Genomic DNA, 26,697 nt, shown 5'->3' on the forward strand with positions numbered 1-26,697 from the left:
CATCCCCTTACAGGTACTTCGCGCTCAGGCGCAGGAGCTCTTCCTGGTTGGTCTCCCGTGTGTTTACGATTCCGGAGAGTCGCCCGTTCGACATGACGCCAATGCGGTTTGTGATGCCGAGAATCTCGGGCATCTCGGAGGAGACGACGATGATGGTCTTTCCCTGCTTGGCCATCCCAATGATCAGCTCGTAGATCTCGTACTTCGCACCGACGTCAATGCCGCGCGTAGGCTCGTCCATGAGAAACACCTGCGGTCCCCGCTCCAGCCACTTGCCAAAGACGACCTTCTGCTGGTTGCCGCCAGAAAGGCTCGAAATCATGTCATCGGGGCCCATACACTTGGTGTTCATGAGCTTGATCTCGTCGGCTGTGGCATTCACCATCTTTGGGTCGGAGAGCGCGATGCCGCTTCTGTAGCGGTCAAGGCTCGCAATCGTGGTGTTGAACGTGAGGTCACCCTTGAGGAAGAGGCCGTTTGCCTTTCTCTCCTCGGTGATGAGGGCAAACCCATGCTCCATGGCCTCACGTGCATTTGCGAAATTCATAAGGTGATCGCGGAAGTACACGCGACCGGCAGCACGCGTACGGACGCCGAAGATCGTCTCGAGAAGTTCCGTCCTGCCGGCACCCACAAGGCCATAGAGGCCGAAGATCTCACCCTTCCTCACGTCGAAGGAGATGCCTTGGAGGTAGGGCGGGTACTTCGTAGAGAGGTGCCGTATAGAGAGCACCGTTTTGCCGGGCGCGTTGTCCACCGGCGGGAAGCGGTTCTCAAGCGAGCGGCCAACCATGGCCGCGATGAGCTCGTTCATGGTCGTCTGCGACGTGGGCCTCGTCATCACGAGCTTGCCGTCGCGAAGCACGGAGACCTCATCGCAGATCTCGAAGACCTCGTCCATCTTGTGGGAGATGTAGATGAGGGAGATGCCCTGCTCCTTGAGCATGCGCATCATCCCAAAGAGCTTCTCGACCTCCTGCGACATGAGCGAGGAGGTGGGCTCGTCAAGCACGATGACCTGCGCGTTGTATGAGATCGCCTTTGCGATTTCGCACATCTGGCGCTGTGAGACGGACATCTTTCGCATGGGTTGGTCAAGGTCGACGGTCATGCCCAGGCGACGGAAGAGCTCGGCTGCCTCCTTGCGCATGAGGCCCTCGTCCACCATGCCAAACGCGTTGACGGGATAGCGCCCGAGAAAGAGGTTGTCAACGACGCTGCGCTCCAGACACTGGTTGAGCTCTTGGTGGACCATGGCGATGCCGTTCTCCAAGGCATCCTTGGGACCAGAGAAGCTCACTTCTCGTCCGTTGAGGATGATGGTCCCCTCATCCTTCTGATAGGTTCCAAAGAGGCACTTCATCATGGTGGACTTGCCTGCGCCATTCTCGCCCATAAGGCCCATGACCGTACCACGCCTGAGGTCGAGGTCAATGTGGTCGAGAACCTGGTTTCGCCCAAAGGATTTGCACATCCCGCGAATCGACAGCACAACGTCGTCCCCGCTGTCCGTCATGTTCCCATCCTTCCTGCGCTGGCGCTCTAAAAGGTGCGGGGGGACTCCCCCCGCACCGGGCGCGCACAGCCAGCTGCAAACGTGTCGCTACTAGCTCAGGAGCGAGGTGTAGGAGGAGGCGTTGTCCGTCTTCACCATGTTGATGGCGAATGCGTCGTACTCGCTGGGGTTGCCAAGGCGGTTCGTGATGTTGGACTCGGTCTGGCCGTCTCCGCCGATGTAGTCGACGTTGAGGTTGAGCAGCTTGTCATACTGCTGGAGCAGCGGCTGGTACGTGGAGGACAGGAAGTTGTCCGCCGCATTGTAGATGTCGAGCCAGACCTTCTTGGGAGCAGACTTGGAGGAGTCGAGCTGCTTGGAGACGCCATCGTAGGTCTTCGTGGAGTCCGTGAAGTCCGTGTAGTTGTCCGCGGTGACGGCGACGTTGATTGCGTAGTAGGAGCGGTCGGCCTCGACGTACTTATAGAGGTCCTCGGTCAAGACGTTGCCAGCGTCATCGGCCTTAGCAATGCCGGTGTTGATGTCGACGCCGTCGAGGGAGTTGCGAAGCAGGCGAAGGGTGAGGTAGGCCTGGACGTCGGCATGCTGGCTGATGGTGCCCGCGTAGCCGTCGGCGATTGCCGCAACGGCGTCACTGTTGGCGTCGTAACCAAAGGTCGGGACTTTGTTGTCCTTGGACCACGCGTTGTACATCGACATGCCCATGCCGTCGTTGTTGGAAACGATGATGTCTATCTGGTCGCCAAACGAGGAGGCCCAGGTGCCAATGGCGTTGCCGGCCGTGGCGGCATCCCACGTGGCGCCTGCGGAGTTCTTCATCTCCTGGGAGGCAAGCTCGCGTACGATATAGGCCTTGCCGCCAACCTCAAGCTTGCCGTCCTGGACGAGCGAGGAGGAACCGTCGGTGTTGGTGCCGATGGGGTCGGAGACAGCCTTGCCGTCCTTCTCGACGGCGGTGCCAAGCGTGCTGCGAACGCCGCGAGTACGGGCGATGGAGTCGTTGTGACCCACGTCACCGATGGCAAGGACGTAGCCGATGACGCCGTCGCCATTGCGGTCGAGAGATGCGATGTTCTTCTCGATGTAGTCCTTGACCATCTTACCTTGGGCCTCGCCGCCCTGGTTGGCATCGAAGCCGACGTAGTAGGTCTTGTCGTTGAAGTTAAGGGCAGCGGTGTCGAGTTCGCCGGTCGAGCTGTTGGACGGCTGGCGGTTAAACCACACCAGCGGCTTGTCCTTGTTGGCCACGGTGCCAGAGGAAGCGCCGGAGGAGGAGCCGGTGCTGCTGCTGGAGCCGCCACCGCAGCCCGCGAGCACGCCGACGTTGGCAAGGCCCATTGCGCCAAGGCCACAGACCTCCAGAAACCTACGACGAGACATTTCCATGGGTTTTCTCCCTTTCCCCACGGTTCGCGCCCCGTTGCACGAACCTTGTTTATAAGTACGTTAATACCTCTTTGAGCTGTGGTTGTTAACGTTCTCATTTGTTCGACCAATGGTTGCGTACGTGGGGCGGACGGCTGTCTCTGAGGTCCTCTGAGGCCGTTTTTGTGCACAGGGCAGGGTTCTGCACTTCCGCCTGAAACGACAGCGACTGTGCGGCCCGCACGTTCTTCTGGACCCACGCAATCGTCGCATCGCAAAAAGCTTTCCTGCAGAAATGTCGAGAACGCCGTCACTTGTGCGGCCCGCGCGATCGTATGGAGTCACACAGTGGTTCGAAGCCACACTACCGACGCGCCGAACTCCCGAATGGCTGCCGCCCTGCAAAGTCTGTAGCCGCTTTTGACACTAAAAGACAGTAATGCCTTAGAGGCTGCTTCGCGTTTCACCAACTTAGCCTCTTGATAGGTGATAGAAGTCACCAGCAGCCGTTCGCTTCATTAGGCCATGATCGATTAACTCTCGCCTTAGATAGGCATAGTCGCTATAAAACTCAAGCAATATCGAATTGACTTCCTCCTCTGTGTAGGAGGTGTTCTCATCAAACTTCGCAGCAAAATAGAGCCTCATGGCCTCCCGGTCCTTCTCCCTCCGTGGTATTGTGGTTAACCTTCCATCGACCATAAACCGATCTGTAAAGCTCTTGATTCTGTCTCTCTCCACGCGATCCTCCTAGGTCCAACTCATTAGTCATGACGCGGATGGGACAACGCTGAACGTATTGACTGGCATTAACAAGCAAGAACTTACTAAGCCTGTCCCTTTTATCGTTATTATACGCATTGGTTTACAACGTCAGAGAGGAAAGGCCCGTGGCAGCAGAGCCGTCACGGGCCTGAGAGACGCCATTCGCTGAGAAAATCGTCTTCCCTACGCGAGGTCGGCAATCTGTGAGCGGAGCTGCTCGATTGCCTGCTCGAGCTCTTCGGCGCGGTCTCGCTTCTTCTGGATGACCTCGGGGGCAGCCTTGGCGACGAAGCCCTCGTTAGAGAGGGTCCTTCTCGTGCCATCAAGCTCCTTCTGGGCACGCGCGAGTTCCTTCTCCAGGCGCTTGCCCTCGGCCGCGAGGTCGACCAGCCCACCGAGCACCACGAAGATCTCGAGCGAGCCGTCGGCCACGGAGACCGAGCCCGCGGGCTTCACCTGCTGGGCACCAAGCGCCAACTGGTCGACGTGACCCACACTGCTGATGAAGTCGCGCTGGGCCTCCAGGACGGCCACGTCCTCTGGCGCAGCACGCACGCACACGTCGAGCTCTGCCTTGGGCGACAGGCGATAGCGGGCACGCGTGGAACGCACGGCCGAGACCACGCGGCGCGCAAGCTCGAAGTCATGCTCGGCCTTGTCATTCACAAAGGTGGCGAGGTCAGAGGGCTCGGGCCAGGCGGCGGTCATGAGGAACCGGGCGGAGTGGTCGTCCAGGCCGCTTGCGGGCAGCGCGTCCCAGATGCTCTCGGTGACAAAGGGCATCACGGGGTGCAGCAGGCGCATCGAGACATCCAACACATAGACGAGGTTGCGCTGCACATGCAGGCGCTCCTTGGGCGCACCATGGAGCAGGCGACCCTTGCAGAGTTCGATGTACCAGTCGCAGACCTCGCCCCAGAAGAACGACTGCAAGCCGCGGGCATAGTCCCCAAACTCGTAGCCCTCAAGCTGACGCGTGGCAGCATCCACGGTACGAGCGAGACGCGAAAGCATCCAGGCGTCCTCTGCCGTCTCGGCCATAGGCGCGCCGGGCGTGTAGCCGTCAAGGTTCATCTGGACGAAGCGGCTGGCGTTCCAGATCTTAGTAACGAAGGAGCGGGCCTGCTCGGTGCGCGGGCTGTCGATGAGCTCGTGTGTCTTCTTGTCGAGGTTGGCATCGAACTTGACGTCCTGGTTGGTCGTGATGAGGGTGAGCAGGTTGTAGCGCATGGCGTCGGCGCCATACTTGTCCATGAGCGCCATCGGGTCCACGCCGTTGCCCTTGGACTTGGACATGCGGCTGCCATCCTTGGCAAGGATGGTGGCGTAGATGTACACGTCGCGGAACGGCACCTCGTGCGTAAAGTAGAGCGAGCTCATGATCATGCGAGCAACCCAGAGGGCGATGATGTCACGAGCGGTCACGAGGACCTTCGTGGGATGGTGCCCCTCCATCTCCTCGGGGTGGTCGGGCCAGCCCTGTGTTGCAAAGGTCCATAGCTGGCTTGAGAACCAGGTGTCAAGCACGTCCGGATCCTGGCGCACGTGATGTCCGCCGCACTTGGGGCATACGTCGGTATCCTCCATGAGGGCGTCCTCCCAGCCGCAGTCCTCGCAGTAGAACACGGGGATGCGGTGGCCCCACCAGAGCTGGCGGCTGATGCACCAGTCCTTGAGGTTCTCCATCCAAGTGAGGTAGGTCTGGGTCCAGCGTTCGGGATAGAACTTGACCTCACCGTCCTTGATGACCTTGGTTGCCGGCCCCTTGAGCTTGTCGACGGCAACAAACCACTGCTCGGAGAGCCAGGGCTCAAGTGCGGTGCCGCAGCGGTAGCAGTGCATGACGGAGTGCTCGAGGACCTCCACGTGGTCGAGAAGGCCGTGCTCGTCGAACCACGCCACGATGGCCTCGCGTGCCTCGTCGCGGTCCATGCCGGAGAACTCGCCGTAGCCGTCCACGATATGGGCGTGCTCGTCAAGGATGTTGATCTGCTCGAGGTTGTGCGTCTCGCCCATGGCAAAGTCGTTGGGGTCGTGCGCGGGCGTGACCTTCACGAAGCCGGTACCAAAGTTCTTGTCGATATGCCAGTCGGAGAAGATTGGAATCTCCCTGTTCACGATGGGAAGCATCACGGTCTTGCCCACGAGCTTGGCCTTCTCCGGGTCCTCCGGCGAGACGGCCACGCCGGTGTCTCCCAGCATGGTCTCGGGTCGCGTGGTGGCCACGGTGATGTACTCAATGCCGTCAACGGGCTCGGTGAGCGGGTAGCGCAGGAACCAGAGATGGCCCTTCTCGTCCTGGTACTCGGCCTCGTCGTCCGAGATGGCGGTGTCGCACACGGGGCACCAGTTGACGATGCGCTTGCCGCGGTAGATGAGACCGTCGTGGTACCAGTCGCAGAACACCTTGCGAACAGCACGGCTGAACTCGGGGCTCATCGTGAACTTCTCGTCGTCGAAGTCGATGGAGCAGCCCATGCGCTTAATCTGCGAGACGATCGTGCCACCATACTCGTGGGTCCAGTCCCAGCAGGCGTCGAGGAACTTCTCGCGCCCCATCTTGAGGCGAGACTTGCCCTCGCCCTTGAGCTTCTTGTCCACCTTGGTCTGCGTGGCGATACCGGCGTGGTCGGTGCCCAGGATCCAACGGGTGGAACGGCCACGCATGCGCATGTAGCGGATGAAGGTGTCCTGGATGGAGTCATCCATGGCGTGGCCCATGTGCAGGATGCCCGTCACGTTTGGCGGCGGGATGACAACGGTGCAGTCCCCTACGCCCTTGCTGCGACGGTAGCAGCCAGCGTCAACCCACTTCTGGATGAGCTGGGGCTCGGCCTCTTGCGGACTGTAGGTCTTGGGCATCTCTTCCACGATATGGTCCTCTCGAACACAGCCATGCGGTGCGCTTGTGGCATCTAGATTGCAGTTTTCCAGCTTAGCACAGGCGTATTGGGCTAACCCCACGCGTTCGGCTATCATCAAAGCGTTGATGCAGGAGCACGCAGAAGGGCCACGGAGAAGCACATGGCAGGCACCCCTGAGACGCCCACGTCCAGACTCGAACTGATCATGGGCACAGACGCCGTGAGAAAGCTTGCAGACGCGCGCGTGGCGGTGCTCGGCCTCGGCGGCGTGGGGTCTAGCTGCGCCGAGGCACTCGCCCGAGGTGGTGTGGGCTCGCTTGTGCTGGTGGACCGAGACGTTGTGGAGCCAAGCAACATCAACCGCCAGGCCGTGGCATACACAAGCACCGTCGGGCAGAGAAAAACCGACGTGATGGCCCGCATCGTGACAGACATCAACCCCGGGGCAAAGGTTGTGCCCATTCACGTGTTTCTCACGCGAGACAACATCGGAGGCATCTTGGACGGCCTTGACCCACGCCCAGATTTTGTGGTGGACGCAATCGACAACGTGACGGCAAAGCTCGTGGTGGCGCGTTGGTGCCAGGACAGCGGCATGCCCCTGGTCTCCAGCATGGGTGGCGCGAACAAGCTCCACGCGGAACTCTTGCGCTTTGCCGACATCTCGAAGACGCATGGATGTCCCTTGGCCCGCATCATCCGCAAGGAGTGCCGCAAACGGGGCATCCGCAAGCTGCGCGTGCTGTACTCCCCCGAGGAGCCGGTGCGCCCACAGGCGCCCGAGGGTGCAAGCGGCAAGTCGGCAACGCTGGGGACCATGTCGTACCTCCCACCCATCATGGGCCAGATGCTCGCTGGCGACGTGATCTTGACCCTCACGGGACTCGGTGGCAGGGATGTTGGCCTCGGGGCGGATGGCGCACGATGAGGCTTTTCGATGCGCACGTGCACCTGGACTTCTACGCAAACGCGCCGCAGATGGCAGTCCAGACGAGCGAGCTTGGGCTGTCGCTTCTCGCGTGTACCGTAACGCCGGAAGGCTATCGCCAAGCCGCGCGGGAGCTGGCTGGCGCGCCAAACGTGTCTCTCGCAGGCGGTGCTCACCCCTGGTGGGTGGCAGACGGGCGCGTTGGCGAGAAGGACGTTGACGCACTGGTCGCCATGATGCCTGGGCTGCGCTTTATTGGTGAGGTGGGATTGGACTTCTCGCCTGCGCACGTAGGAGAGAGAGGCAACGAGGCGCAGGTTGATGCCTTCGAGCGTATCATGCGTGCCTGCGTCGAAACCAGCGATCCCATGCACCCCAAGGTGGTCTCGATCCACTCGGTGCGGGCGGCGGGCGCGGTCCTCGACGTGCTGGGGCGAACTGGGGCCGACAAGAGCTGCCATTGCATCTTCCACTGGTTCTCGGGCAGGCCCGAGGAGCTGTGGCGTGCAGCACGCATGGGTTGCTTCTTCTCGTTTGGCGAGAGGTCCCTTGCCACAAGGCGCGGGCGCGAGTACGTGCGCGAGGTTCCGGGGGAGCTCCTGCTCACCGAGACCGACCTCCCCGAAGGCGAGGGGGTCCTCGGACATGCCGGCGATATCGCTTCATCGCTCGAGCGTGCCGTCCACAAGGCCTCCGTGGTACGCGGCGAGGATGTTGGGCCGCTCGTTCTCTCCAACGTCGAAGCGCTCATCGGGTGAGGGTGAGACAAGGGGACTGTCCCCCTGTCTCACATCATGGTAGAGTCATACAGGCCGTTTGAGACGCGGACACGGTCATCCTACAGGGAGCAGCCAGGCAATGAACTCACAGAGCAGAACCCCTGCCACACAGCAGACACAGACGGGCACCTTGCTGGCCACCTCATCTCGCGAGTTGCCGCTCAGCCTCGATGACGTTGTTCTCGTCTTCGCCTGCAACGACCTCTTTGTCCCCTACCTTTCCGTAGCGCTCCAGTCCATCCTGGTGAACTCCTCCCCCGAGCGCCACTACGACATTGTTGTGCTCACACGCGACATCACGCCAAAGAGCATGATTACGCTCACGCAGCAGGCTTCCAAGTATCACGTTGGCCTGGGTTTTCTGGACGTGGACGCCGCTCTGGGCGACATCAGGCTGCCGCACCACGGACACTTTAGGCCCGAGACCTACTTCCGTCTCCTTGCCCCGACGCTTCTCGACAACGTGGGCAAGGCAATCTATCTGGACTCTGACATCGTGGTGTGCGGTGACGTGGCCGAGCTCTTCGACACCGACGTCACCGGCTACCTGCTGGCAGCCACACGCGACGCTGACACCATCGGGCAGATTGACGGCTACGACCCCACGGTCTACTCGTACCTTAAAGACCGGCTCGGCATGGCAGAGCCACACGACTATTTCCAGGCCGGCGTGCTTCTCATGAACCTGGAGCAGTTCCGTCAGACCATCACGGCGGAAGAACTGCTCGACATTGCCACGGAGCGCACGTGGCGCTGGCTTGACCAGGATGTTCTCAACAAGGTGGTCAACGGACATTACCGCCGTGTGCACATGAAGTGGAACTACCTTGTGGACTGGCAGTACATGCGCCGCACGCACATCGTGGCGCAGGCGCCCTCCGACATCCAGGAGGAGTACGACGAGGCCAGGCGCGATTATCGCATTGTGCACTATGCGGGCCCTGACAACAGGCCGTGGCTCTACCCTGACTCTGACCTGGCTGGTCTTTTCTGGCAGTATGCAGCAGGCTCGCCCTACCTTGAGTACCTGCGCGACCAGCTCGAGATGTCCCGCAAGACCGTCGACGGTTTGGCTCGCCGCGCCAAGGCCGTGGCCATCTACCGCGGCATCATGCGCGTGTTTGACTACACCTGCCCCGCAGGGACCGTTCGTCGTTGCAAGTTCATCGAGTGCTACGAGAAGCTCGGCGGCTCGGTGGGCTAGAGCGAGCGCAAGTCACCATTCCTGATTGCCCTAGGCTGGATTGCCCCTAGTGGCACCTTCGCGCCGCTGAAAAGTGAACACGATTTCAATCTGCTAGCCCTTCTCTCCGCGTTTTACCAGGAAGCTGGTACGTACCAGTTGAATTCGTGTTCACTTTTGGCTGCGCGAGAGCCTGCTGGGACGAGAAGTAGCTGTTGTGCGTACGCAGAAGAGAGAATTTATGCCAGCAAGCGCCTGCAAAAAGCCCAGCCGGGCAAATTGCCACTGTTGTGCGTACGCAGAAGGGGAAGGTTCTGCCAAGGCCTCGACGTTTTCCCAGATGGGAGAGAAGCCCGTGTCAACAGGCGGGCCTCGTGCGTACGCAGAGCACATGCTTTCTGCCAGCTAGAGCCCGCAGGGAGGCCATTCGGGCAGACGGTCCCCCTTGTGCGTACGCACAAGCCGCAAGATACGCCAGGCGGGGCCGGCACTGCGTCCGACCCCGTCCGCAAAGCACCCTAGCGTGCGAGAAGCTCGCGAGCACCGTCCTAGCTCGCGCGATGCTTGGGCAGCAGAGGCTCCTGCCGCACGACCTCGGGCTTCTCGGCACCACCCACACATTCCTTGGTGACGATGACCTTGGTGATGTCGAGGTCGCTGGGCAGGTCAAACATCGTAGACTGCAGCGTGGACTCGCAAATCGCACGCAGGCCACGAGCGCCCGTTCCGCGAACGATGGCCTGGCGAGCAATCTCGTTCAGCGCATCCGGCATGAAATCAAGCTCGACGCCCTCGATTTCGAAGAGGCGTTTATACTGCTTGACCAACGCGTTCTTTGGCCTGGTGAGAATGTCCACCAGGTCTGCCTCCTTGAGCTCCCTCGTGGAGGTAATTACCGGGATGCGGCCAATGAACTCGGGAATCATGCCAAACTTGTGCAGGTCCTGGGGCATGACCTGCTCCATAAGTTCGTCCTCGCCCTGGTCGACGTTCTTGCCAAGCTCGGCATTGAAGCCAATGCCCTTCTTGCCAATGCGATCGGCCACAACCTTGTCGAGACCCACAAATGCACCACCGCAGATGAATAGGATATTGGTGGTGTCGATGTGAATGAGCTCCTGCTGGGGGTGCTTGCGGCCACCCTGCGGTGGCACGCTCGCCTCGGTGCCCTCAAGAATCTTGAGGAGCGCCTGCTGCACACCCTCGCCAGAAACGTCGCGCGTGATGGAGAGGTTCTCGGCCTTGCGCGCAATCTTGTCGATCTCGTCGATGTAGACAATGCCAAGCTCTGCCCGGGAGACGTCACCGTCAGCTGCGGAGATGAGTTTGAGCAGGATGTTCTCGACGTCCTCGCCCACGTAGCCTGCCTCGGTGAGGGTAGTTGCGTCGGCAATGGCAAAGGGAACCTCAAGGAAGCGTGCCAGCGTCTGGGCGAGAAGGGTCTTGCCCGTACCAGTGGGGCCGAGAAGCAGGATGTTGCTCTTTGCTATCTCGACCTCCTCCTTACCCTCGGGAACCTCGTCGTTGCCCGAGAGGATGCGGCGGTAGTGGTTATACACGGCAACGCTCATCGCGCGCTTGGCCGACTCCTGGCCAATCACGTACTGGGAGAGTTCGTCGTAAATCTCGTGCGGCGTGGGCAGCTCCTTGAGCGGAAGCGGAGACTCCTCGGCCTCGTCTTCCTCGTGTGCAGCAGTGCCATCGGCCTCCTCGATCATCTGCGAGCAGGCGCGGACGCACTCGTCGCAGATGTAGACCCCTCCCGGCCCCTGGATGAGCTTGCTCACCTGGCTGCGGCTCTTGCCGCAGAACGAGCAGCGCATCTCGCTGTTGTCGTACGGCCGTCCATTTTCGTTGTCGCGGTCCTGAGCCATGCGTTACTCCTGCTTACCCTGGTCGTTACGGTTGGTGATGACCTTGTCGACAAGGCCGTATTCCTGCGCTTCGCTCGCGCGCATGTAGTTATCGCGCTCGGTGTCGGCATTGATGCGCTCAATGGGCTGGCCTGTGGCCTCGGCGAGTATCTCATTCAGGTGCTGGCGAATCCGCTTGGTCTCATCGGCCACGATCTGGATGTCTGTCTGCTGGCCCTGGACACCAGAGCTGGGCTGGTGGATGAGGATCATCGAGTTGGGCAGCGCGAGGCGCTTGCCCTTGGTGCCGCTGGCGAGAATGGCCGCGCCCATGGATGCAGCCATGCCCACGCAGATGGTGGAGACGTCGGGCTTGATGAAGTTCATCGTATCGATGATGCCCAGGCCAGCGTAGACGTCTCCGCCGGGGGAATCGACGTAGAGCGAGATGTCCTTGTCGGGATCCTGGCTCTCAAGGTGGAGAAGCTGGGCAATCACGAGGTTTGCCGAGTCACGCGTAACCTCCTCGCCGAGAAAGACGATGCGGTCGTTGAGCAGACGAGAGTAGATATCGTAGCTGCGCTCGCCACGCGGCGTCTGCTCCACGACATAAGGAATGAGCGGGATGTTCGTTGGGTTGTGCATGATGTGCTCCCTTCAGGAGAAATTGCGTACCGTTCCAATGTGCCCCGAACGGCTTGCGCCATCCGGGGCACGACGTCAGTTCACAGGGCCTGCACCATTAGTTCTGGCAGAGGGGCTACTCGGCGTCCTCGGACTTCTCGCCCTCAGGCTCCTTTGCAGCCTCGGCAGCCTCGTCCACGACAGTCACCTGGGCGTTCTCGACCAGCCAGTCGAGGGCCTTGGTACGCTTGATGGAGTCGCGGATGGCGGGCAGACGACCCTCGGAGCGCCACTGGTCGATGGCCTTGTCAACGTCGGGGACGTTGGCCTTCTCGAACTCGTTGCGGACGTCCTCCTCGGTGACCTCGAGGCCAAGCTGGCGGGCGACGGCGTCAAGCGCCAGGGACTGACGGGCGCGCTCCTCGGCCTGGTCGTGAAGGTCGGCGATGAAGGCATCGGGCGTGATGCCGCGAGCATTGAGATACATGTCGAGCGAGATGCCGGAACGTTGCATCTGCCCGAGAACCTCCTGGCCAAGCTCGTTGAAGACCTCATCCTGGTAGTCGGCAGGAACCTCGTCGAGCTGCAGGCGCTTGCCCACGGCCTCGACTACGCGGTCCTCCTTGAGGTTGGGGAGGTTGACCTTCTTGTCCTCGGCGATCTCGTCGCGCACAGCGCTCTTGAACTCGTCGACGGTGTCGTAACCAAAACCCTTCTTGGCAAACTCGTCATCAAGCTCAGGCATGGTGGGACGCTGAATGCCCTTCACCGTAACCTTAGCCTTGTAGGAGTGCTCGTGGGCGTCCTCGCCCTCCCCATGCTTGACGGTCCAGGCAAGGTCAACCACGTCGCCGACCTTGGCGCCGAGCAGGGCTTCCTTGACCTCTTTGGGGGTCTCTCCGTCAACGAGCGAGAGCGTCTGGCCCTCGCCGGCGAGCTTCTCGGCACCCTCGACGCTCTCGATGTCAGCCTTCACGACATCGCCGTCCTGGGCACCCTCGCCCTCAGGGACGTCCTCGTAGGAGGTGTGATAGCCCAGATAGCGCTTGATCTGGGCGTCGACCTCGGCGTCGGTTACCTCCTCGGGAGGCATGTTGATCTGCGGGGCGTCATAGGAGTCGAGCTCGGCATCGGGGCGAACGCCAATGGCGACGTCGATAACGTAGTCCTGGCCCTCCGCGGCGAGGTCCGCGTCCTTGGCGAACTCCGGGCGACCGACGGGGACGACGTTGAGTTCCTCGAGCATGAGGGGCTCGGCGTCGTTCAAGAGGTCGTTAGTGGCTTGGGCGAGCACCGAATCCTTGCCCAGGATGCCGTCAATCACCGGACGTGGAGCGCGGCCGCGACGGAACCCCTGGAAGTTGTACTTGCGCGCAAAGTCCTTGTAGGTCTTGGCAACAGCCGCGTTGACGTCTGCGGCGGGAATGGTGAGCTTTGCGGCAACCTTGTTGTCCTTGGGCTCCTCAGCGGTGACGGTGATCTTCAACGTTCCTCCAGTGTCTCGTCCTCGGTGGGCGGATGCCCACCGTGGTTTCCTGCGCATGCGGCTCATGTGGTGCGGGCGAAAGGACTCGAACCTTCACGGGGTCTCCCCCACTGGAACCTAAATCCAGCGCGTCTACCAGTTCCGCCACGCCCGCATAGTCACACATAGCCTTGCCATAATAGCAAATGCACAGGTCTTGGCCTAGGAAACGAGAAAGAAATCGGTACGCGCACACGAGACCCGTACCCGGGCGGGCAGACGACAGAATACCATGCGGATTTTGGCCGCAACCCCTCTCGCCCCGACATCATTCGACGAATGTGTTGCCAACTGTCACACAAACGTCACCGAATGTGTGATGCGCACAGGTCGTCACACATTCGACGACGTTTGTGTTGCGAACCGGCGGTTCACGGCCAGCCCCCGGGCCCACTCCCCTACAGATCTTGCAGCGCGAAAACGTCAAGCGGGCCCTTGCGCAGTGCGGCGATGGCCTGAATGAGCGCCGTGGCTCCAGACATGGTCGTTGCCATATCCACGCCACGGTTCACGGCCTCGCTTCTGATCTTGGCGCCATCGCCGCGGGAGCTTCCCCCGCGGGGCGTGTTGATGAGAAACGCGATCTCCCCCGCCACCATCATATCGAGCACGTTAGGGCTGCCCTCGCTGATAGGTCGCACGACCTCGCACGGGATGCCCGCCGCGCGCAGCGTCTTTGCCGTACCGCGCGTGGCCACCAGACCGTAGCCAAGATTGCTCAGCGACAGTGCAACCGGTGCAATGGAGCGTTTGTCTCGATCGCACACGGAGACAAAGACCTTGCCGGACATGGGAATCTCGTAGTCGATTGCCTCACGCGTCTTGGCGTACGCCTTGGGGAAGGTGATGTCGATGCCCATGACCTCGCCGGTCGACTTCATCTCGGGTCCCAGGTGAACGTCGGCGCCCGGGAAGCGGCTCCAGGGCATGACGGCCTCCTTCACCGCATAGTGGCTCGGCGTCCGGTCTTCGGGTGGAAGCCCGAGCTGGGCGATGGTCTCGCCAGACATGATGCGAGCGGCGCAGCGGGCAAGCGACACGCCCGTTGCCTTGGACGAGAAGGGCACTGTGCGGCTGGCACGCGGGTTGAGCTCGATCACGAAGACCTGCTCGTCTCGCACAGCGTACTGGATGTTGAGCAGACCATGGATGTCCACCGCGAGCGCAAGCTTCCGGGTAATCTCTCGCACGCGGCTCACGATAGCGTCTGAGAGCGAGAAGGGCGGCCAACAGCACGCGGAGTCACCCGAGTGGATGCCGCACTCCTCGATGTGCTCGAGAACCGACCCCACGTAGCACTCGGTGCCATCGCAGAGGGCGTCAACGTCCAGCTCGATGGCGTCTTCCAAGAAGGAGTCAAGGTAGACGGGGTGGTCCGGCGAGACGTGCGTGGCCTCTTCCATGTAGGTCCTGAGGTCGTCGTGGTCGTAGACGATGGCCATGCCACGCCCGCCAAGCACATAGCTCGGACGCACGAGCAGCGGATAGCCAATGCGGCGCGCAACCGCCGTTGCGTCTTCCATGGTCTCGGCCGTCGAGGAGGGCGGGTAGGCAATCTCCAGGCGGTCGAGCAGGCTTGCGAAGCGATCGCGGTCCTCGGCCAGGTCGATGGCCTCTGGCTGGGTGCCCATGATGGGCACGCCCGCCGCCTTGAGGCGGCCAGCCAGGTTGATGGGGGTCTGGCCACCAAGCGTCACGATGACGCCCACGGGCCTCTCGACCTCGATGACGTTCATGACGTCCTCGAATGTGAGGGGCTCGAAGTAGAGACGGTCGGACGTGTCATAGTCGGTCGAGACCGTCTCGGGGTTGCAGTTCACCATGACCGTCTCGTAGCCCTTGGCCTCAAGTGCGTAAGCCGCGTGGACGCAGCAGTAGTCAAACTCGATGCCCTGTCCAATGCGGTTGGGGCCCGCCGAGAGGATCACCACACGGGGCTTCTCGGCCTCGGTGTGCTCGGTGGCGCCGCCGTCCTCGTAGGTGAAGTAGTGGTAGCTGGTGCGAGCGGCGAACTCGCCGGCACAGGTGTCGACAGTCTTCACAAGCGGATGCACACCCACAACCTCGCGCACGGCACGCACGACCTCCTCGCTCGCTCCCGTGAGGAAGGCGAGCTGAAGGTCTGAGAACCCAAGTTCCTTGGCCGCAAGCATGTGGTTGTGGTCCAGGCCAATAATCCCCAGTTCGGATATGGTCTTCTCGGCCGAGACAATATCGTTGATGCGGTTCAGGAACCAGAGGTCGATGCGTGTGAGCTCGAAGACGCGGTCCACTCCCCAGCCACGACGCAGCGCCTCGGCAACGTAGAGGATGCGCTGTGGGGTCGGCGTGGCAACGCGCTCCTCGAAGGCATCCTCGTCAAAGGAGCCATTGCCATCGGCACCCAGGCCGGCATGTCCCTGCTCGAGCGAGCGCATGGCCTTCTGGAGTGCCTCTTCGAAGGTCGACCCGATGGCCATGACCTCGCCCACGGCCTTCATGCGCGTGGTGAGGGTCGAGTCCGCACCCTTGAACTTCTCGAAGGCAAAGCGCGGGATCTTGACTACGCAGTAGTCAATCGAGGGCTCGAAGCAAGCAGGCGTTGCCTGTGTGATGTCGTTCGTAATCTCGTCCAGGGTATAGCCCACGGCGAGAAGCGCCGCCTCCTTGGCTATGGGGAAGCCAGTGGCCTTTGAGGCCAAGGCTGACGAGCGGCTCACGCGGGGGTTCATCTCGATCACGATAACGCGGCCGTCATTAGGGTTCACGGCAAACTGCACGTTGGAGCCTCCACAAGCGACGCCCACGCGCTCGAGAACGGCAAGCGAGTAGTCGCGCAGGCGCTGCATCTCGAAGTCGTTGAGCGTCTGGCAAGGGGCCACCGTGATGGAGTCGCCGGTGTGCACTCCCATGGGGTCGAGGTTCTCGATGGAGCACACCACGATGCCGTTGCCAGCGGAATCGCGCATGACCTCCATCTCGATCTCTTTCCAGCCCTCAAGGCTCTGCTCGATGAGGACCTCGGAGTTGGCCGAGAGCGCAAGTCCCTCTCGGGCAATGTGCACCAGGTCATCGTGGGTGTATGCCATGCCACCACCAGCGCCGCCCAGCGTGTAGGCGGGCCTGATCACCACGGGGTAGCCAATGTCCTCGGCCGCCCGCTCGCACTCCTCGAGCGTATGCGCAGTCTCGGAGCGCGCAACCCCGAGGCCAATGTCACGCATGGCTTCGGCAAAGAGCTCGCGGTCCTCGCCGGTCTGGATGGACTTGATGTCGCAGCCGATGACCTCGACGCCGTACTTGTCGAGCACGCCCTGCTCAGCCAGCGCAACGGCGCAGTTGAGGCCCGTCTGGCCACCCATGTTGGGAAGAAGCGCGTCGGGGTGTTCCCTGGCGATGACCTTTGCCACCGAGGCGGCGGTGATGGGCTCAACGTAGGTGCGATCTGCGGTCTCGGGATCCGTCATGATCGTGGCGGGGTTCGAGTTTACGAGCACGACCTCGTAGCCCTCATCACGCAGCGCCTTGCAGGCCTGGGTGCCTGAGTAGTCAAACTCGCAGGCCTGACCAATGACAATGGGGCCAGAGCCAATGATGAGGATCTTCTTGATGTCGGTGCGCTTGGGCATCTAGAAGCGCCTCCCCTCGCGGATGTCGATGGCAAGGTAGTCCTCGCGCCCATCCATGAGGCGCGAGAAGGAATCGAACATGTACGCCGAGTCGTTGGGGCCGGGCTTGGCCTCGGGGTGGTATTGCATCGAGAAGGCCGGCAGGTCGAGGAACTGGATGCCCTCGGGCGTACCGTCATTGAGGTTCACGTGCGTGAGGCGAATGCGGCCGTAGCGCTCGTTCATGGCGACGGGGGCAACATGCATGTGACTCCATGTGAGGAGGCTCTCGGGATGCTCGGCGAGTCCGCCGGAGAGCTCGGGGACAAGCGGGCCAAAGGTCGAGAAGACCGGCCCGTAGTTGTGGTTCTGCGCCGTGATCTCGACCTTGCCGGTGAGGAGGTTCATCACGGGTTCGTTGCCGCCGTGGTGCCCGTAGGGAAGCTTCTCGACGCGGGCCCCCGTGGCCAGGGTAATCATCTGGTTGCCCAGGCAGATACCAAAGACGGGGAGCTTGCCGAGAATGGCGTGGACGGTCTCGGGCACAAGCGGTGCGGTGTCGGGGTCTCCGGGGCCATTGGAGAAGAAGACGCCATCGGGCTCCATGGCCAGGATCCTCTCGGCAGGGGTGTCCCAAGGGACAACCGCGACTTCGATGCCCACCTCGGCCATGCGACGGACGATGCCGGCCTTCTCGCCGCAGTCGACGGCCACCACGCGGTGGCAGGCCTCGTCCGCAGCCCTTACGAGGTATGGCTCGTCGCAGGAGACGTCGGCAACGTAGTTGTGCTCGGAGATGCGCGGGGATTCGCGGACGCGGCGGACGAGGCTTGCGGGGTCAAGGTCTGTGGTCGAGATGGCCGCACGCATGGCGCCGCCCTCGCGGATGGCCAGCGTGACGGCACGTGTGTCCACGCCTTCGATGCCCACGATGCCACGGGAGGCGAGAAAGTCCGGCAAGCTTACGACGCTTTGCCAGTTGCTCGGCGTGTAGCAGGCGTCATGGCACACAAGGCCCTTGAGGTGCAGCCTGTCTGCCTGCATGTCCTTCTCGTTCACGCCGTAGTTGCCCAGCTGGGGATAGGTGAAGGTGACAATCTGGCCCGCATAGGACGGGTCGCTCACAATCTCCTGGTAGCCCACCATGGATGTATTGAACACGATCTCGCCGAAGGTCTCGCCCTCCGCGCCAACACTTCGGCCCTCGAGGGCTGTCCCGTCCTCAAGGGCCAGGAGGGCCTCCCGATGCCTGCCGCCGTCGACCAAGAGGTTCACAGCTACACCGCCTTTCCGCGTGCAGCACAGCCGACATGCGCCGAAAAAAGGAGCCGCGCGCAGGGTGCGCGTGCTCCCGAGAGGCTGAGCCGGTATCTGCGCTATGGACGCCTTCTCGGTATCTCGTACCGCTCGTTAAAGGTCCTAGCAAGTATACGGGGCATGCATGTTTCGGGAATTGGAATCAACAAGTCTGCAACAATCCCCGGCGGTCTGCCACAATTATGAATATGTGTATGGTATCCAAACAGTGTGTCTGGAACCCAGTGGATGTGGACGAGCTGGAGACACAGGGTGAGCACTGCACGTAGATTCCGAACGTATAGCCGGGCTTAAGCGTTCGAAAAAAGCTAACCGTCGAAAAGCCACGAGACAAGGGCTCCGAGCGGAAATCGCACCCAAGCAAAACGGCCCTCCAGCGCATAGCGCGGGAGGGCCGCAAGCCGAGAAGGCCGCAGGCTAGCACACGCCCTGGGCCATCATCGCGTCGGCGACCTTGAGGAAGCCCGCGATGTTGGCTCCAAAGACGAGGTTGCCCTCGTGGCCGTACTCCTTGGCAGCAGAGCTGGCCGCGCGGTAAATGTCGCTCATGATGCCCTGGAGCTTGCCGTCAACCTCATCGAACGTCCAGCTGAGGTGCTCGTGGTTCTGGCTCATCTCGAGGCCAGAAACCGCGACGCCACCGGCGTTCGCAGCCTTGCCAGGTGCGAAGGACACGCCGTTGCCCAGGAAGTAGTCTGTCGCATCGCGCGTGGTAGGCATGTTGGCACCCTCCACGACGTAGCGAACGCCGTTGGCAACGAGCTTCTTGGCGTCGTCGAGGCCGAGCTCGTTCTGCGTGGCGCAGGGCATGGCCACGTCACCCTTCTCGCCCCAGGGACGCTCGCCCGCGTGATACACAGCGTTGGGACGCACGGCAGCGTATTCGCTCACACGGCCACGGCGTGCCTGCTTGACTTCGACCAACGTGTCAAAGTCGATGCCATCGGGGTCGTATACGTAACCGTTGGAGTCGGACACCGTGACTACCTTGGCGCCAAGGGACTCCGCCTTCTGGATGGCGTACTGGGCCACGTTGCCCGCACCGGAGACCAGCACGGTCTTACCTGCAAGCCGATCGTTCTTGTCAGCCAGCATGTGCGTAAGGAAGTACACGGCACCGTAGCCCGTGGCCTCAGTGCGCGCCAGCGAGCCGCCGTAGGAGAGGCCCTTGCCCGTGAGCACGCCGCTCCACTGGTTGCGGATGCGCTTGTACTGGCCAAAGAGGTAGCCGATCTCGCGCGCGCCCGTGCCGATGTCGCCGGCGGGGACGTCGGTGTCGGGACCGATGTGGCGGCAGAGCTCGGTCATGAAGCTCTGGCAGAACGCCATGACCTCGCGGTCGGACTTGCCCTTGGGGTCAAAGTCGGAGCCACCCTTGCCACCGCCCATGGGCAGCGTGGTGAGGGAGTTCTTGAAGACCTGCTCGAAGCCCAGGAACTTGAGGATCGAGAGGTTTACGGATGGGTGCAGGCGCAGGCCACCCTTGTAGGGACCGATGGCAGAGTTGAACTCGACGCGGTAGCCGCGGTTCACCTGCACCTTGCCCTCGTCATCCACCCAAGGCACGCGGAACATCACGACGCGCTCGGGCTCAACAAGACGCTCGAGAAGGGCAGCGCGCTCATACTCGGGATGCGCATCAAGCGCGGGCTGGAGGGTGGTCAGGACCTCCTTTGCAGCCTGGATGAACTCTGGCTGGTCGGAGTAGCGCTCCTCAAGCTCTGCGATGACTCTTTCGGAATACGTCATGTAAACCCCTATTCCTTGATCCTCTGGACCCAATCCAATGGCACGGGATTCCCCGAACACGCCTAACTTCCAACATCATAGGGTTAGGAGAGAAATGAGCACGAGCGATTTCACGCTCGAATCGCGATGGAAATGTATGGGAAACCTAACGCCGTCCATAAAGCCCACAGAGCCGCCTCAGACGGCAGGAGACGTTGAAGCGGCAGCAGAACTACCCTATACTGCATTACGTTCGGGGCGTAGCGCAGCTTGGTAGCGCATCTGCTTTGGGAGCAGAGGGTCGCTGGTTCGAATCCAGTCGCCCCGACCATGGGAAGCCAAGGGGCCAGGCAGAAGACTTCGCCTGGCCCCTCTCGTATGTCTCGTCCCTATGCCCTCGTCCTCACCAAGAAGCTCCCTAGCCGAGAAGAGCGGCGAGGTCCTCTTCGGGCGTGGCGATGGGCGCAATGCCATACTCGCGCACCAGGATGTCGAGGACGGCAGGGCTCACGAAGGCAGGGAGCGTCGGCCCAAGCTTGATGTTCTTGATGCCAAGGTAGAGAAGGGCGAGCAGGTCTGCCACGGCCTTCTGCTCGTACCAGGAAAGCACAATGGACAGCGGAAGATCGTTGACTCCGCACCCAAAGGCATCCGCAAGCGCAAGGGCGATCTCGACGGCGCTGTACGCGTCATTGCACTGGCCGATGTCGAGAAGCCTGGGGATGCCGTTGATGTCGCCGAGGTCAAGGTCGTTGAAGCGGTACTTGCCGCAGGCAAGGGTGAGGATGACCGTGTCCTTGGGAGCCTGCTTGACGAGATTGGTATAGTAGTTGCGGCCTGGCTTGGCGCCGTCGCAGCCGCCAACGAGGATGAAGTGCTTGATGTCGCCGACCTTGACGGCGTCAATGACCTTGTCGGCAACCGAGAGCACCGCCGCGCGCGCGAAACCGGTCACGACCTTGGTGCCGCCGTTGATGCCCGTGAGCTGCACGTCCTCGTCGTAGCCGCCAAGCTCCTTCGCCTTCTTGATGACTGGCGTGAAGTCCTTCGTCCCATCGGGAGCTGCGGGGATGTGCACGAGCTCGGGATAGGAGACGACCTCGGTCGTGAAGACGCGGTCCGCATAGCTGGGGCGGGGCGGCATGAGGCAGTTCGTGGTGAACACGAAGGCCGCCGGCACGTTGGCGAACTCCTTCTGCTGGTTCTGCCATGCCGTGCCGAAGTTGCCCTTGAGCTGCGGATAGCGCTTGAGCTCGGGATACGCGTTGGCAGGCAGCATCTCGCCGTGCGTGTAGACGTTGACGCCCGTGCCCTCGGTCTGCTCGAGGAGCAGCTTGAGGTCATGAAGGTCGTGGCCGGAGATGACGATGAAGGGGCCCTTCTTGATCTTGAGGGAGACCTCGGTGGGCTCGGGCATGCCATAGGCGCCGGTGTTGGCTGCGTCAAGCAGGCCCATCATATCGTGGCTGAGCTTTCCAACCTGCATGGACACGCCGAGAAGCGCCTTGAGGTCGCTCTCGGTAGCAAGGGTGGCGAGGCAGTCGACAAAGGCCTGCTGCGCCTCGTCGCTCACAGACCCAAGCATGCGGGCGTGGTATGCATAGGCAGCGGCCCCACGAAGCCCGAAGAGGGTGAGCGACTTCAGCGAGCGCACGTCCTCGTCGTCCGTCCAGACGCGGCCGAGGAGCAGGTCCTGGGCGGCCTCGATGCCGGCTGCCGCGGCAATGCGCTCCTTCTCGGCGCGCACGTCCTGCGTGATTGCGTCGACGGTGTCCTTGGAGAAGTTGACGTTGGTGACGCAGGTGAAGAGTCCGCTGACCATGAGCTTGTCGGCCAGCTGGCTGCGGGTTCCGGCCAGCTTGCAGGTGCAGGCGAGCCCCACAAGCGCGCCCGTAAGCTCATCTTGGGCAAGCGCGACATCAAAGGGCTTGCCGCACACGCCAGCCTTGCCGGTGCATGCCGTGCACGCCGCGGTCTGCTCGCACTGGAAGCAGAACATCTTCTCGTCCATGTGTTTTCCTCTCTCCTTTGGCAGTTCGTTGAGTATCAGTGTGCGAGTCTCCCGGAAAGTGGTATGTTGTGGTCACAACAGTTCCAAACAAATGGGGTGCGACATGCGCGGAGTAGATCCCGAGTTCCTGTGCAAGACGAACCTCTTCCAAGGCGTCACGCCCGAAGAGGCCACCGAGATGCTTGGGTGCCTTGCGGCGTGTCAGAAGTCCTATGCCAAGGGCGACCTCATATGGGTTGAGGGAAGCCCCGTCGCAAGCGTGGGCATCATCCTCGAAGGCGGCGTGCGCGTCGAGGGTGCCGACGTATGGGGCAATGCAAGCGTGATGGGGAGCTTCTCCGCAGGCGAACTCTTTGGCGAGGCGTTTGCCGCCCTCCCGGAAGAGCCGCTGCTCACGAATGTGGTGGCAACAACGTCGCCGACGCGAGTGCTCTTTATTGACGTGGCGCACATCACGCACAGCTGCCCGAGGGCCTGCCCCTACCACGCACAGGTGGCCGAGAACCTCCTGGCGTCTGTGGCTCGAAAGAACGTGCTCCTTGCGCGCAGGATTCGCGACGCTGCCCCAAAGTCGATAAAGGGCAAGCTCCTCGCCTACCTCTCGACGCAATCGAAGCTCGCGGGATCGCACGAGTTCGACATCCCCTTCACACGGCAGCAGCTGGCCGACTACCTGGGCGTAGACCGTTGCGCGCTCTGCTCGGTAATTGGCGAGCTCGAGCGAGAGGGAAAGCTCACAGCCAGCCGCCGGCATTTCTTGCTTCCTGATGTGACCGGAAGATAGTGGCCCTGGCAGCCCAGGGTTACCCCTATTTGCGCAATGCGGCGGCAACCTCGTTGCGGAGACGTGGGAGAACGTCCGTCTCAAACCAAGGGTTCCTGCTCATCCAGAGCCGGTTCCTAGGCGACGGGTGGACAAGCGGGAAAAATCGCGGCAGGTAGTCTGCGCAGTCGTGGACCACGTCCGTGAGCTTTGCCGAAGACGGAAGCTGCAGGTAGCGTCGCGTGGCATAGGACCCAACCAGCACGGTGAGCCTCACTTGGGGCATCATGGCGAGAAGGGCGGGATGCCACTTCTCGGCAAAGCCTTGGCGAGGCGGGAGGTCACCGGACTTACCCTTGCCGGGATAGTAGAAGTCCATGGGGAGAAGCGCCACGGCGGAGGGGTCGTAGAAGGTTGCTCGGTCGATTCCCAGCCATTCGCGCAGGCGATCCCCGCTCTTGTCGTTCCACGGCATGCGCGTCTCCTGGGCGACCCTGCCGGGAGCCTGGCCAATGATCACCAGACGGGATGTGGACGACGCCGTATAGAGCGGGTCAATGCCGCGTTGCGTGTAGTCCCGGTTCTGCTCGTCTGCTCGAATTGCCTGGTAAATCTCATCGAAGCCCGTATACGCATCTGCCATGGGAGAGCCTCCTGCCAACGTTTCCTAAGCATACTGTGCCACAGGTGGAGACGCATAGGTGTTGCAGACACAACGAATACAGAGGCAGGCATCGGGCGGAGAGGGGGCGTCGGGGCATTGCGGGTGATGCGACCCCGGCATTGCAGCCGTAAAACTTGTTGTATACTCTCCATTGCTTCGCGGCGGTAGTTCAATTGGTAGAGCGTCAGCCTTCCAAGCTGATTGTTGCGGGTTCGAGTCCCGTCCGCCGCTCCATGAGACTACAGGTCACGGGCTTGGTACCGTGGCCTTTTTTTCGGTTGGCTCTCGGTTATGGGGCCTGTTTGGAACCCTTTTTGGAACTTCAATTCGCACGGGGCACCAGACAAGGTCCAAGCCAACCCGAGGCGATCCTCATACCGTACAATGGGGCGGCAGCAACAATAAGGGAGGTTTCGCGTGGGTACGTCTCCGCTCGGCCGCACGCTCGTTATCGCCAACCCCACCGCCAACCGCGGCCAGGGCGCAGAAGGCGCTGCGTTTGTCCAGCGCTTCCTTGATGCATATCGAGATGCCACAACCTCCCACGAGCTCATTCTCACAAAGTCAGCGAGAGACGCGCAGAATCTCGCCCGGGAGGCGAAAGGCTTCGACACGGTTCTCGCCCTCGGCGGAGACGGCGTCATCCACGAAGTCGCAAACGGACTCATGGAGCGTGACGCCGACGACCGTCCGCAGCTTGGCATCATTCCCATGGGTTCCGGCAACGACTACGCGCGTACCCTTGGAATGGAGATAAACGACCCCTCCCGCGCCGTTGCCCAGATCGTCCGCGGCCACGTCACGCCGCTCGAGGTCGGGCGCGTGAACGGCGTGTACTTCACGGAGACGCTCTCCTTTGGGATGGACGCGGCCATCGCACTGGATACCATGCGCCGGCGTGCCGAGGAGACAACCTCCCAGCATGGCGAGGGGCTTTTCATCACATCGGGCATCCGCATCTTCTCCGAGGGATCCAATGGCTGGACCTGCCGCGCTCGTTTTGACGAGAATCCCGAGGTAACGCTTCCGACCATAATCTTCGCCGTGCAGGTGGGGCCAACCTATGGCGGCGGCTTTGCCGTCTGCCCCGCGGCAGACCCCACAGATGGCCTTCTCGACGTGTGCTACAACGTCAAGATTCCAAGCCGACCATGGCTGCTCGCGCTGCTCGGCCTTGCCCGGTTTGGCAGCCACACAAACTCGAGCTGCGTGAACCTGCTTCGCTTCTCTCACGCAACGATGGACTTCGAGACCCAGCCCCCATGCCAGGTGGACGGAGAGGAGCTCTGTGGGATGCACTTCGAGGTAGACGTTGTTCCCAAGGCGCTGCGGGTCATCGTCCCATAGTCCCATAGCGTAGCAGCGCGCGGCCACAAGAAGAGCCTCCGACGCAGCCCAACGCCACATCGGAGGCTCAATTTGGCTCTTGCCGAAAACCGGGAGAACCGGCACTCCCCCTACTTTGCGGCGACCTGGAGCATAGCCTTGACCTCGGTCGCGGTCTTGAGGGCCATGACCTTCTCGGCCAAGGCGTCGGCCTCCTCCTTGGTCCAGAGGGAGAGGATCCTCCTGGTGCGCAGGATCGACGGCGCGGAGACGGAGTATTCGTCCAGGCCGAAGGACACGAGGATGGGGATGAGAAGCGGGTCTGCCGCAGCCTCGCCGCACATGCCAACCATGATGCCGGCCTTGTTGCCCTCGGAGATGATGCGCTTGAGCGAACGGAGGACTGCCGGCTGGTAGACCTGATAAAGGTAACCAACGCGGTCGTTGCCGCGGTCGGCGCACATGGTGTAGCCGATAAGGTCGTTGGTGCCAATGGAGAAGAAGTCGCACTCGGCGGCAAGGTCGTCGGCGATGAGCGAGGCGGCAGGCGTCTCGATCATGGTGCCGACCTGGATGTCCTTGTTGTAGGCCACGCCGCGCTCGTCAAGGTCGCGCTTGCACTCCTCAATGAGGGCCTTTGCCTGGCGGACCTCGTCGATGGTCGTGACGAGCGGAAGCATGATCTTGATGTCACCGAACGCGGACGCGCGCAGCAAAGCCGTAAGCTGGACCTTGTACTGGTCGGGGTTGTTCAGGCAGTAGCGCACCGCGCGGAAGCCCATGAAGGGGTTTTCCTCCTTCTGCAGGTGCAGGTAGGGGATCTCCTTGTCGCCGCCCACATCAAGCGTACGGATGATGACCGGCTTGTCCTTCATGCGGAGGGCGACCTTCTGGTATGCGGAGAACTGCTCGTCCTCGCTAGGGAGCTCCTTGGCGTCCATGAACAGGAACTCGGAGCGGAAGAGGCCGACGCCCTCGGCATCGTGCTCGAGGGCAGCGTTGGCGTCATCGGGATTGCCGATGTTGGCGACAAGGAGCTTCCCATCACCATCACCGGTCACGGTCTCACGCCCACGGTACGCCTCAAGGGCGGCTCGCTCCTCGGCGTACGCCTTGGCCTTGGAGCGGTAGTGCTCGAGGTCGTGGTTGGACGGCTGGCAGATGACCTTGCCATTGGTGCCGTCGACGACGACCATGTCGCCGGTCTTGATGCTGACCGTGGCATCCGCAACGGAGAGGACCGCGGGAATCTCGAGAGCACGGGCTATGATGGCAGAGTGGGAGGTGCGGCCACCGGTCTCGGTAACGATGCCCGCGACGTTCTCCTTGTCGATGTCGGCAGTCATGGATGGCGTGAGCTCGCGCACCACGACAATGGAGTTCTCCGGCAGGGTGGAGAGGTCGACGACCTCCTTGCCGAGAAGGTCGGCGAGAAGGCCGGTCTTAACATCAGCCACGTCGGAGGCGCGCTCACGGAAGAGCTCGTCGTCCATGTTGGCGTACATGGTGTAGAACGTGCCATAGGCCTCGCTTACAGCCTGCTCGGCGCACATGCCGGAATCGATGGAGCCAGTGACCATCTCACGGATGCCCTCGTCCTCGGCGAACTCAATGTGGGCGCCCATGATGGCAGCGGCGTCCTCACCCACCGTCTTCTTCATGCGCTCGATCTGGGCATTGGTCTGCTGGACGAATTTCTCGACGGCAGCGCCATAGCGGGCCTTCTCAGCCTCCGGATCCTCCGGTACGTGCGGCGTGAACGAGAGGTCCGGCTCAACAGCGACGCGAGCAACGCCTATGCCGACACCATCAGATGCATTTACTCCCTCATACATTGCAATCCCCCTTAACAGGCCGCAACACGGCCATCTCCCGGAATGCCAGGCGCCCTGCGGGGGC

18 protein-coding genes and 3 tRNA genes are annotated in these 26,697 nt (G+C 61.8%); 7 read left to right on the forward strand and 14 right to left on the reverse strand.

Annotated features, from left to right (window positions below; translation table 11 throughout):
- Positions 1-7: 7 nt before the first annotated feature.
- From E0E00_RS09355 to E0E00_RS09370, 4 genes are all read right to left on the reverse strand, one after another.
- The gene (locus tag E0E00_RS09355) at positions 8-1,516 is read right to left on the reverse strand and encodes a sugar ABC transporter ATP-binding protein (protein WP_130812258.1); all 1,509 of its coding nucleotides are present in this window, start codon (positions 1,514-1,516) and stop codon (positions 8-10) included.
- 90 nt (positions 1,517-1,606) lie between these two features.
- On the reverse strand, positions 1,607-2,902 hold the full coding sequence (locus tag E0E00_RS09360) for a substrate-binding domain-containing protein (RefSeq protein ID WP_207302708.1): 1,296 nt from the start codon (positions 2,900-2,902) through the stop codon (positions 1,607-1,609).
- A 450-nt stretch (positions 2,903-3,352) separates the two neighbouring features.
- Complete coding sequence (locus E0E00_RS09365; protein WP_130812259.1) at positions 3,353-3,622, reverse strand: DUF2087 domain-containing protein; 270 nt, start codon at positions 3,620-3,622, stop codon at positions 3,353-3,355.
- 207 nt (positions 3,623-3,829) lie between these two features.
- Positions 3,830-6,517, reverse strand: a complete 2,688-nt coding sequence (locus E0E00_RS09370) for a valine--tRNA ligase (RefSeq protein ID WP_130812260.1) — start codon at positions 6,515-6,517, stop codon at positions 3,830-3,832.
- A gap of 153 nt (positions 6,518-6,670) precedes the next feature.
- Here E0E00_RS09370 and E0E00_RS09375 point away from each other — a divergent pair, with 153 nt between their 5' ends.
- The 3 genes from E0E00_RS09375 (at position 6,671) to E0E00_RS09385 (ending at position 9,421) form a co-directional block, all read left to right on the forward strand.
- A complete protein-coding gene (locus tag E0E00_RS09375; RefSeq protein ID WP_130812261.1) occupies positions 6,671-7,438 on the forward strand; it encodes a ThiF family adenylyltransferase in 768 nt (255 codons plus the stop codon).
- On the forward strand, positions 7,435-8,196 hold the full coding sequence (locus E0E00_RS09380) for a TatD family hydrolase (protein WP_130812262.1): 762 nt from the start codon (positions 7,435-7,437) through the stop codon (positions 8,194-8,196). The genes E0E00_RS09375 and E0E00_RS09380 overlap by 4 nt, the downstream gene beginning before the upstream one ends.
- Positions 8,197-8,296: 100 nt before the next feature.
- On the forward strand, positions 8,297-9,421 hold the full coding sequence (locus tag E0E00_RS09385; protein WP_242622217.1) for a glycosyltransferase family 8 protein: 1,125 nt from the start codon (positions 8,297-8,299) through the stop codon (positions 9,419-9,421).
- 527 nt (positions 9,422-9,948) lie between these two features.
- On the opposite strand, the gene clpX is transcribed toward E0E00_RS09385, so the two are convergent.
- From clpX to gdhA, 7 genes are all read right to left on the reverse strand, one after another.
- Positions 9,949-11,274 carry an ATP-dependent Clp protease ATP-binding subunit ClpX gene (gene clpX / locus E0E00_RS09390; RefSeq protein WP_130812263.1) on the reverse strand — a complete coding sequence of 442 codons (1,326 nt, stop codon included), beginning with the start codon at positions 11,272-11,274 and terminating at the stop codon, positions 9,949-9,951.
- Positions 11,275-11,277: 3 nt separating this feature from the next.
- Positions 11,278-11,898, reverse strand: a complete 621-nt coding sequence (locus E0E00_RS09395) for an ATP-dependent Clp protease proteolytic subunit (RefSeq protein WP_130812264.1) — start codon at positions 11,896-11,898, stop codon at positions 11,278-11,280.
- Positions 11,899-12,013: 115 nt separating this feature from the next.
- Entirely contained in the window at positions 12,014-13,363 is a 1,350-nt protein-coding gene (tig, locus tag E0E00_RS09400; RefSeq protein ID WP_130812265.1) for a trigger factor, read from the reverse strand.
- Between the two features lie 67 nt (positions 13,364-13,430).
- Positions 13,431-13,517 (reverse strand) — tRNA-Leu (locus E0E00_RS09405).
- A 283-nt stretch (positions 13,518-13,800) separates the two neighbouring features.
- Positions 13,801-17,010 carry a carbamoyl-phosphate synthase large subunit gene (carB, locus tag E0E00_RS09410; RefSeq protein ID WP_130812266.1) on the reverse strand — a complete coding sequence of 1,070 codons (3,210 nt, stop codon included), beginning with the start codon at positions 17,008-17,010 and terminating at the stop codon, positions 13,801-13,803.
- On the reverse strand, positions 17,011-18,264 hold the full coding sequence (gene carA, locus E0E00_RS09415) for a glutamine-hydrolyzing carbamoyl-phosphate synthase small subunit (RefSeq protein WP_130812267.1): 1,254 nt from the start codon (positions 18,262-18,264) through the stop codon (positions 17,011-17,013).
- Between the two features lie 459 nt (positions 18,265-18,723).
- On the reverse strand, positions 18,724-20,055 hold the full coding sequence (gene gdhA / locus E0E00_RS09420; protein ID WP_130812268.1) for an NADP-specific glutamate dehydrogenase: 1,332 nt from the start codon (positions 20,053-20,055) through the stop codon (positions 18,724-18,726).
- A 233-nt stretch (positions 20,056-20,288) separates the two neighbouring features.
- On the opposite strand from gdhA, the gene E0E00_RS09425 reads away from it, so the two are divergent.
- Positions 20,289-20,365 (forward strand) — tRNA-Pro (locus E0E00_RS09425).
- 87 nt (positions 20,366-20,452) lie between these two features.
- On the opposite strand, the gene hcp is transcribed toward E0E00_RS09425, so the two are convergent.
- Complete coding sequence (hcp, locus tag E0E00_RS09430; RefSeq protein ID WP_207302709.1) at positions 20,453-22,045, reverse strand: hydroxylamine reductase; 1,593 nt, start codon at positions 22,043-22,045, stop codon at positions 20,453-20,455.
- Between the two features lie 103 nt (positions 22,046-22,148).
- Here hcp and E0E00_RS09435 point away from each other — a divergent pair, with 103 nt between their 5' ends.
- Positions 22,149-22,829, forward strand: coding sequence for a Crp/Fnr family transcriptional regulator (locus tag E0E00_RS09435; protein WP_242622218.1), 681 nt, complete (start codon positions 22,149-22,151; stop codon positions 22,827-22,829).
- Positions 22,830-22,854: 25 nt separating this feature from the next.
- Here the strand turns inward: E0E00_RS09435 and E0E00_RS09440 are convergent, their stop codons facing one another.
- Entirely contained in the window at positions 22,855-23,451 is a 597-nt protein-coding gene (locus E0E00_RS09440; RefSeq protein WP_130812270.1) for a uracil-DNA glycosylase family protein, read from the reverse strand.
- 179 nt (positions 23,452-23,630) lie between these two features.
- Between E0E00_RS09440 and E0E00_RS09445 the strand changes: the two genes are divergently transcribed.
- Positions 23,631-23,706, forward strand: a tRNA-Gly gene (locus E0E00_RS09445).
- A 183-nt stretch (positions 23,707-23,889) separates the two neighbouring features.
- Entirely contained in the window at positions 23,890-24,819 is a 930-nt protein-coding gene (locus E0E00_RS09450; RefSeq protein ID WP_130812271.1) for a diacylglycerol kinase family protein, read from the forward strand.
- Positions 24,820-24,929: 110 nt separating this feature from the next.
- Here the strand turns inward: E0E00_RS09450 and ptsP are convergent, their stop codons facing one another.
- A complete protein-coding gene (gene ptsP / locus E0E00_RS09455; protein ID WP_130812272.1) occupies positions 24,930-26,633 on the reverse strand; it encodes a phosphoenolpyruvate--protein phosphotransferase in 1,704 nt (567 codons plus the stop codon).
- Positions 26,634-26,697: the final 64 nt, after the last annotated feature.

This window comes from Olsenella sp. Marseille-P4559, from assembly GCF_900605015.1.
Taxonomy (GTDB): Bacteria; Actinomycetota; Coriobacteriia; order Coriobacteriales; family Atopobiaceae; genus Tractidigestivibacter.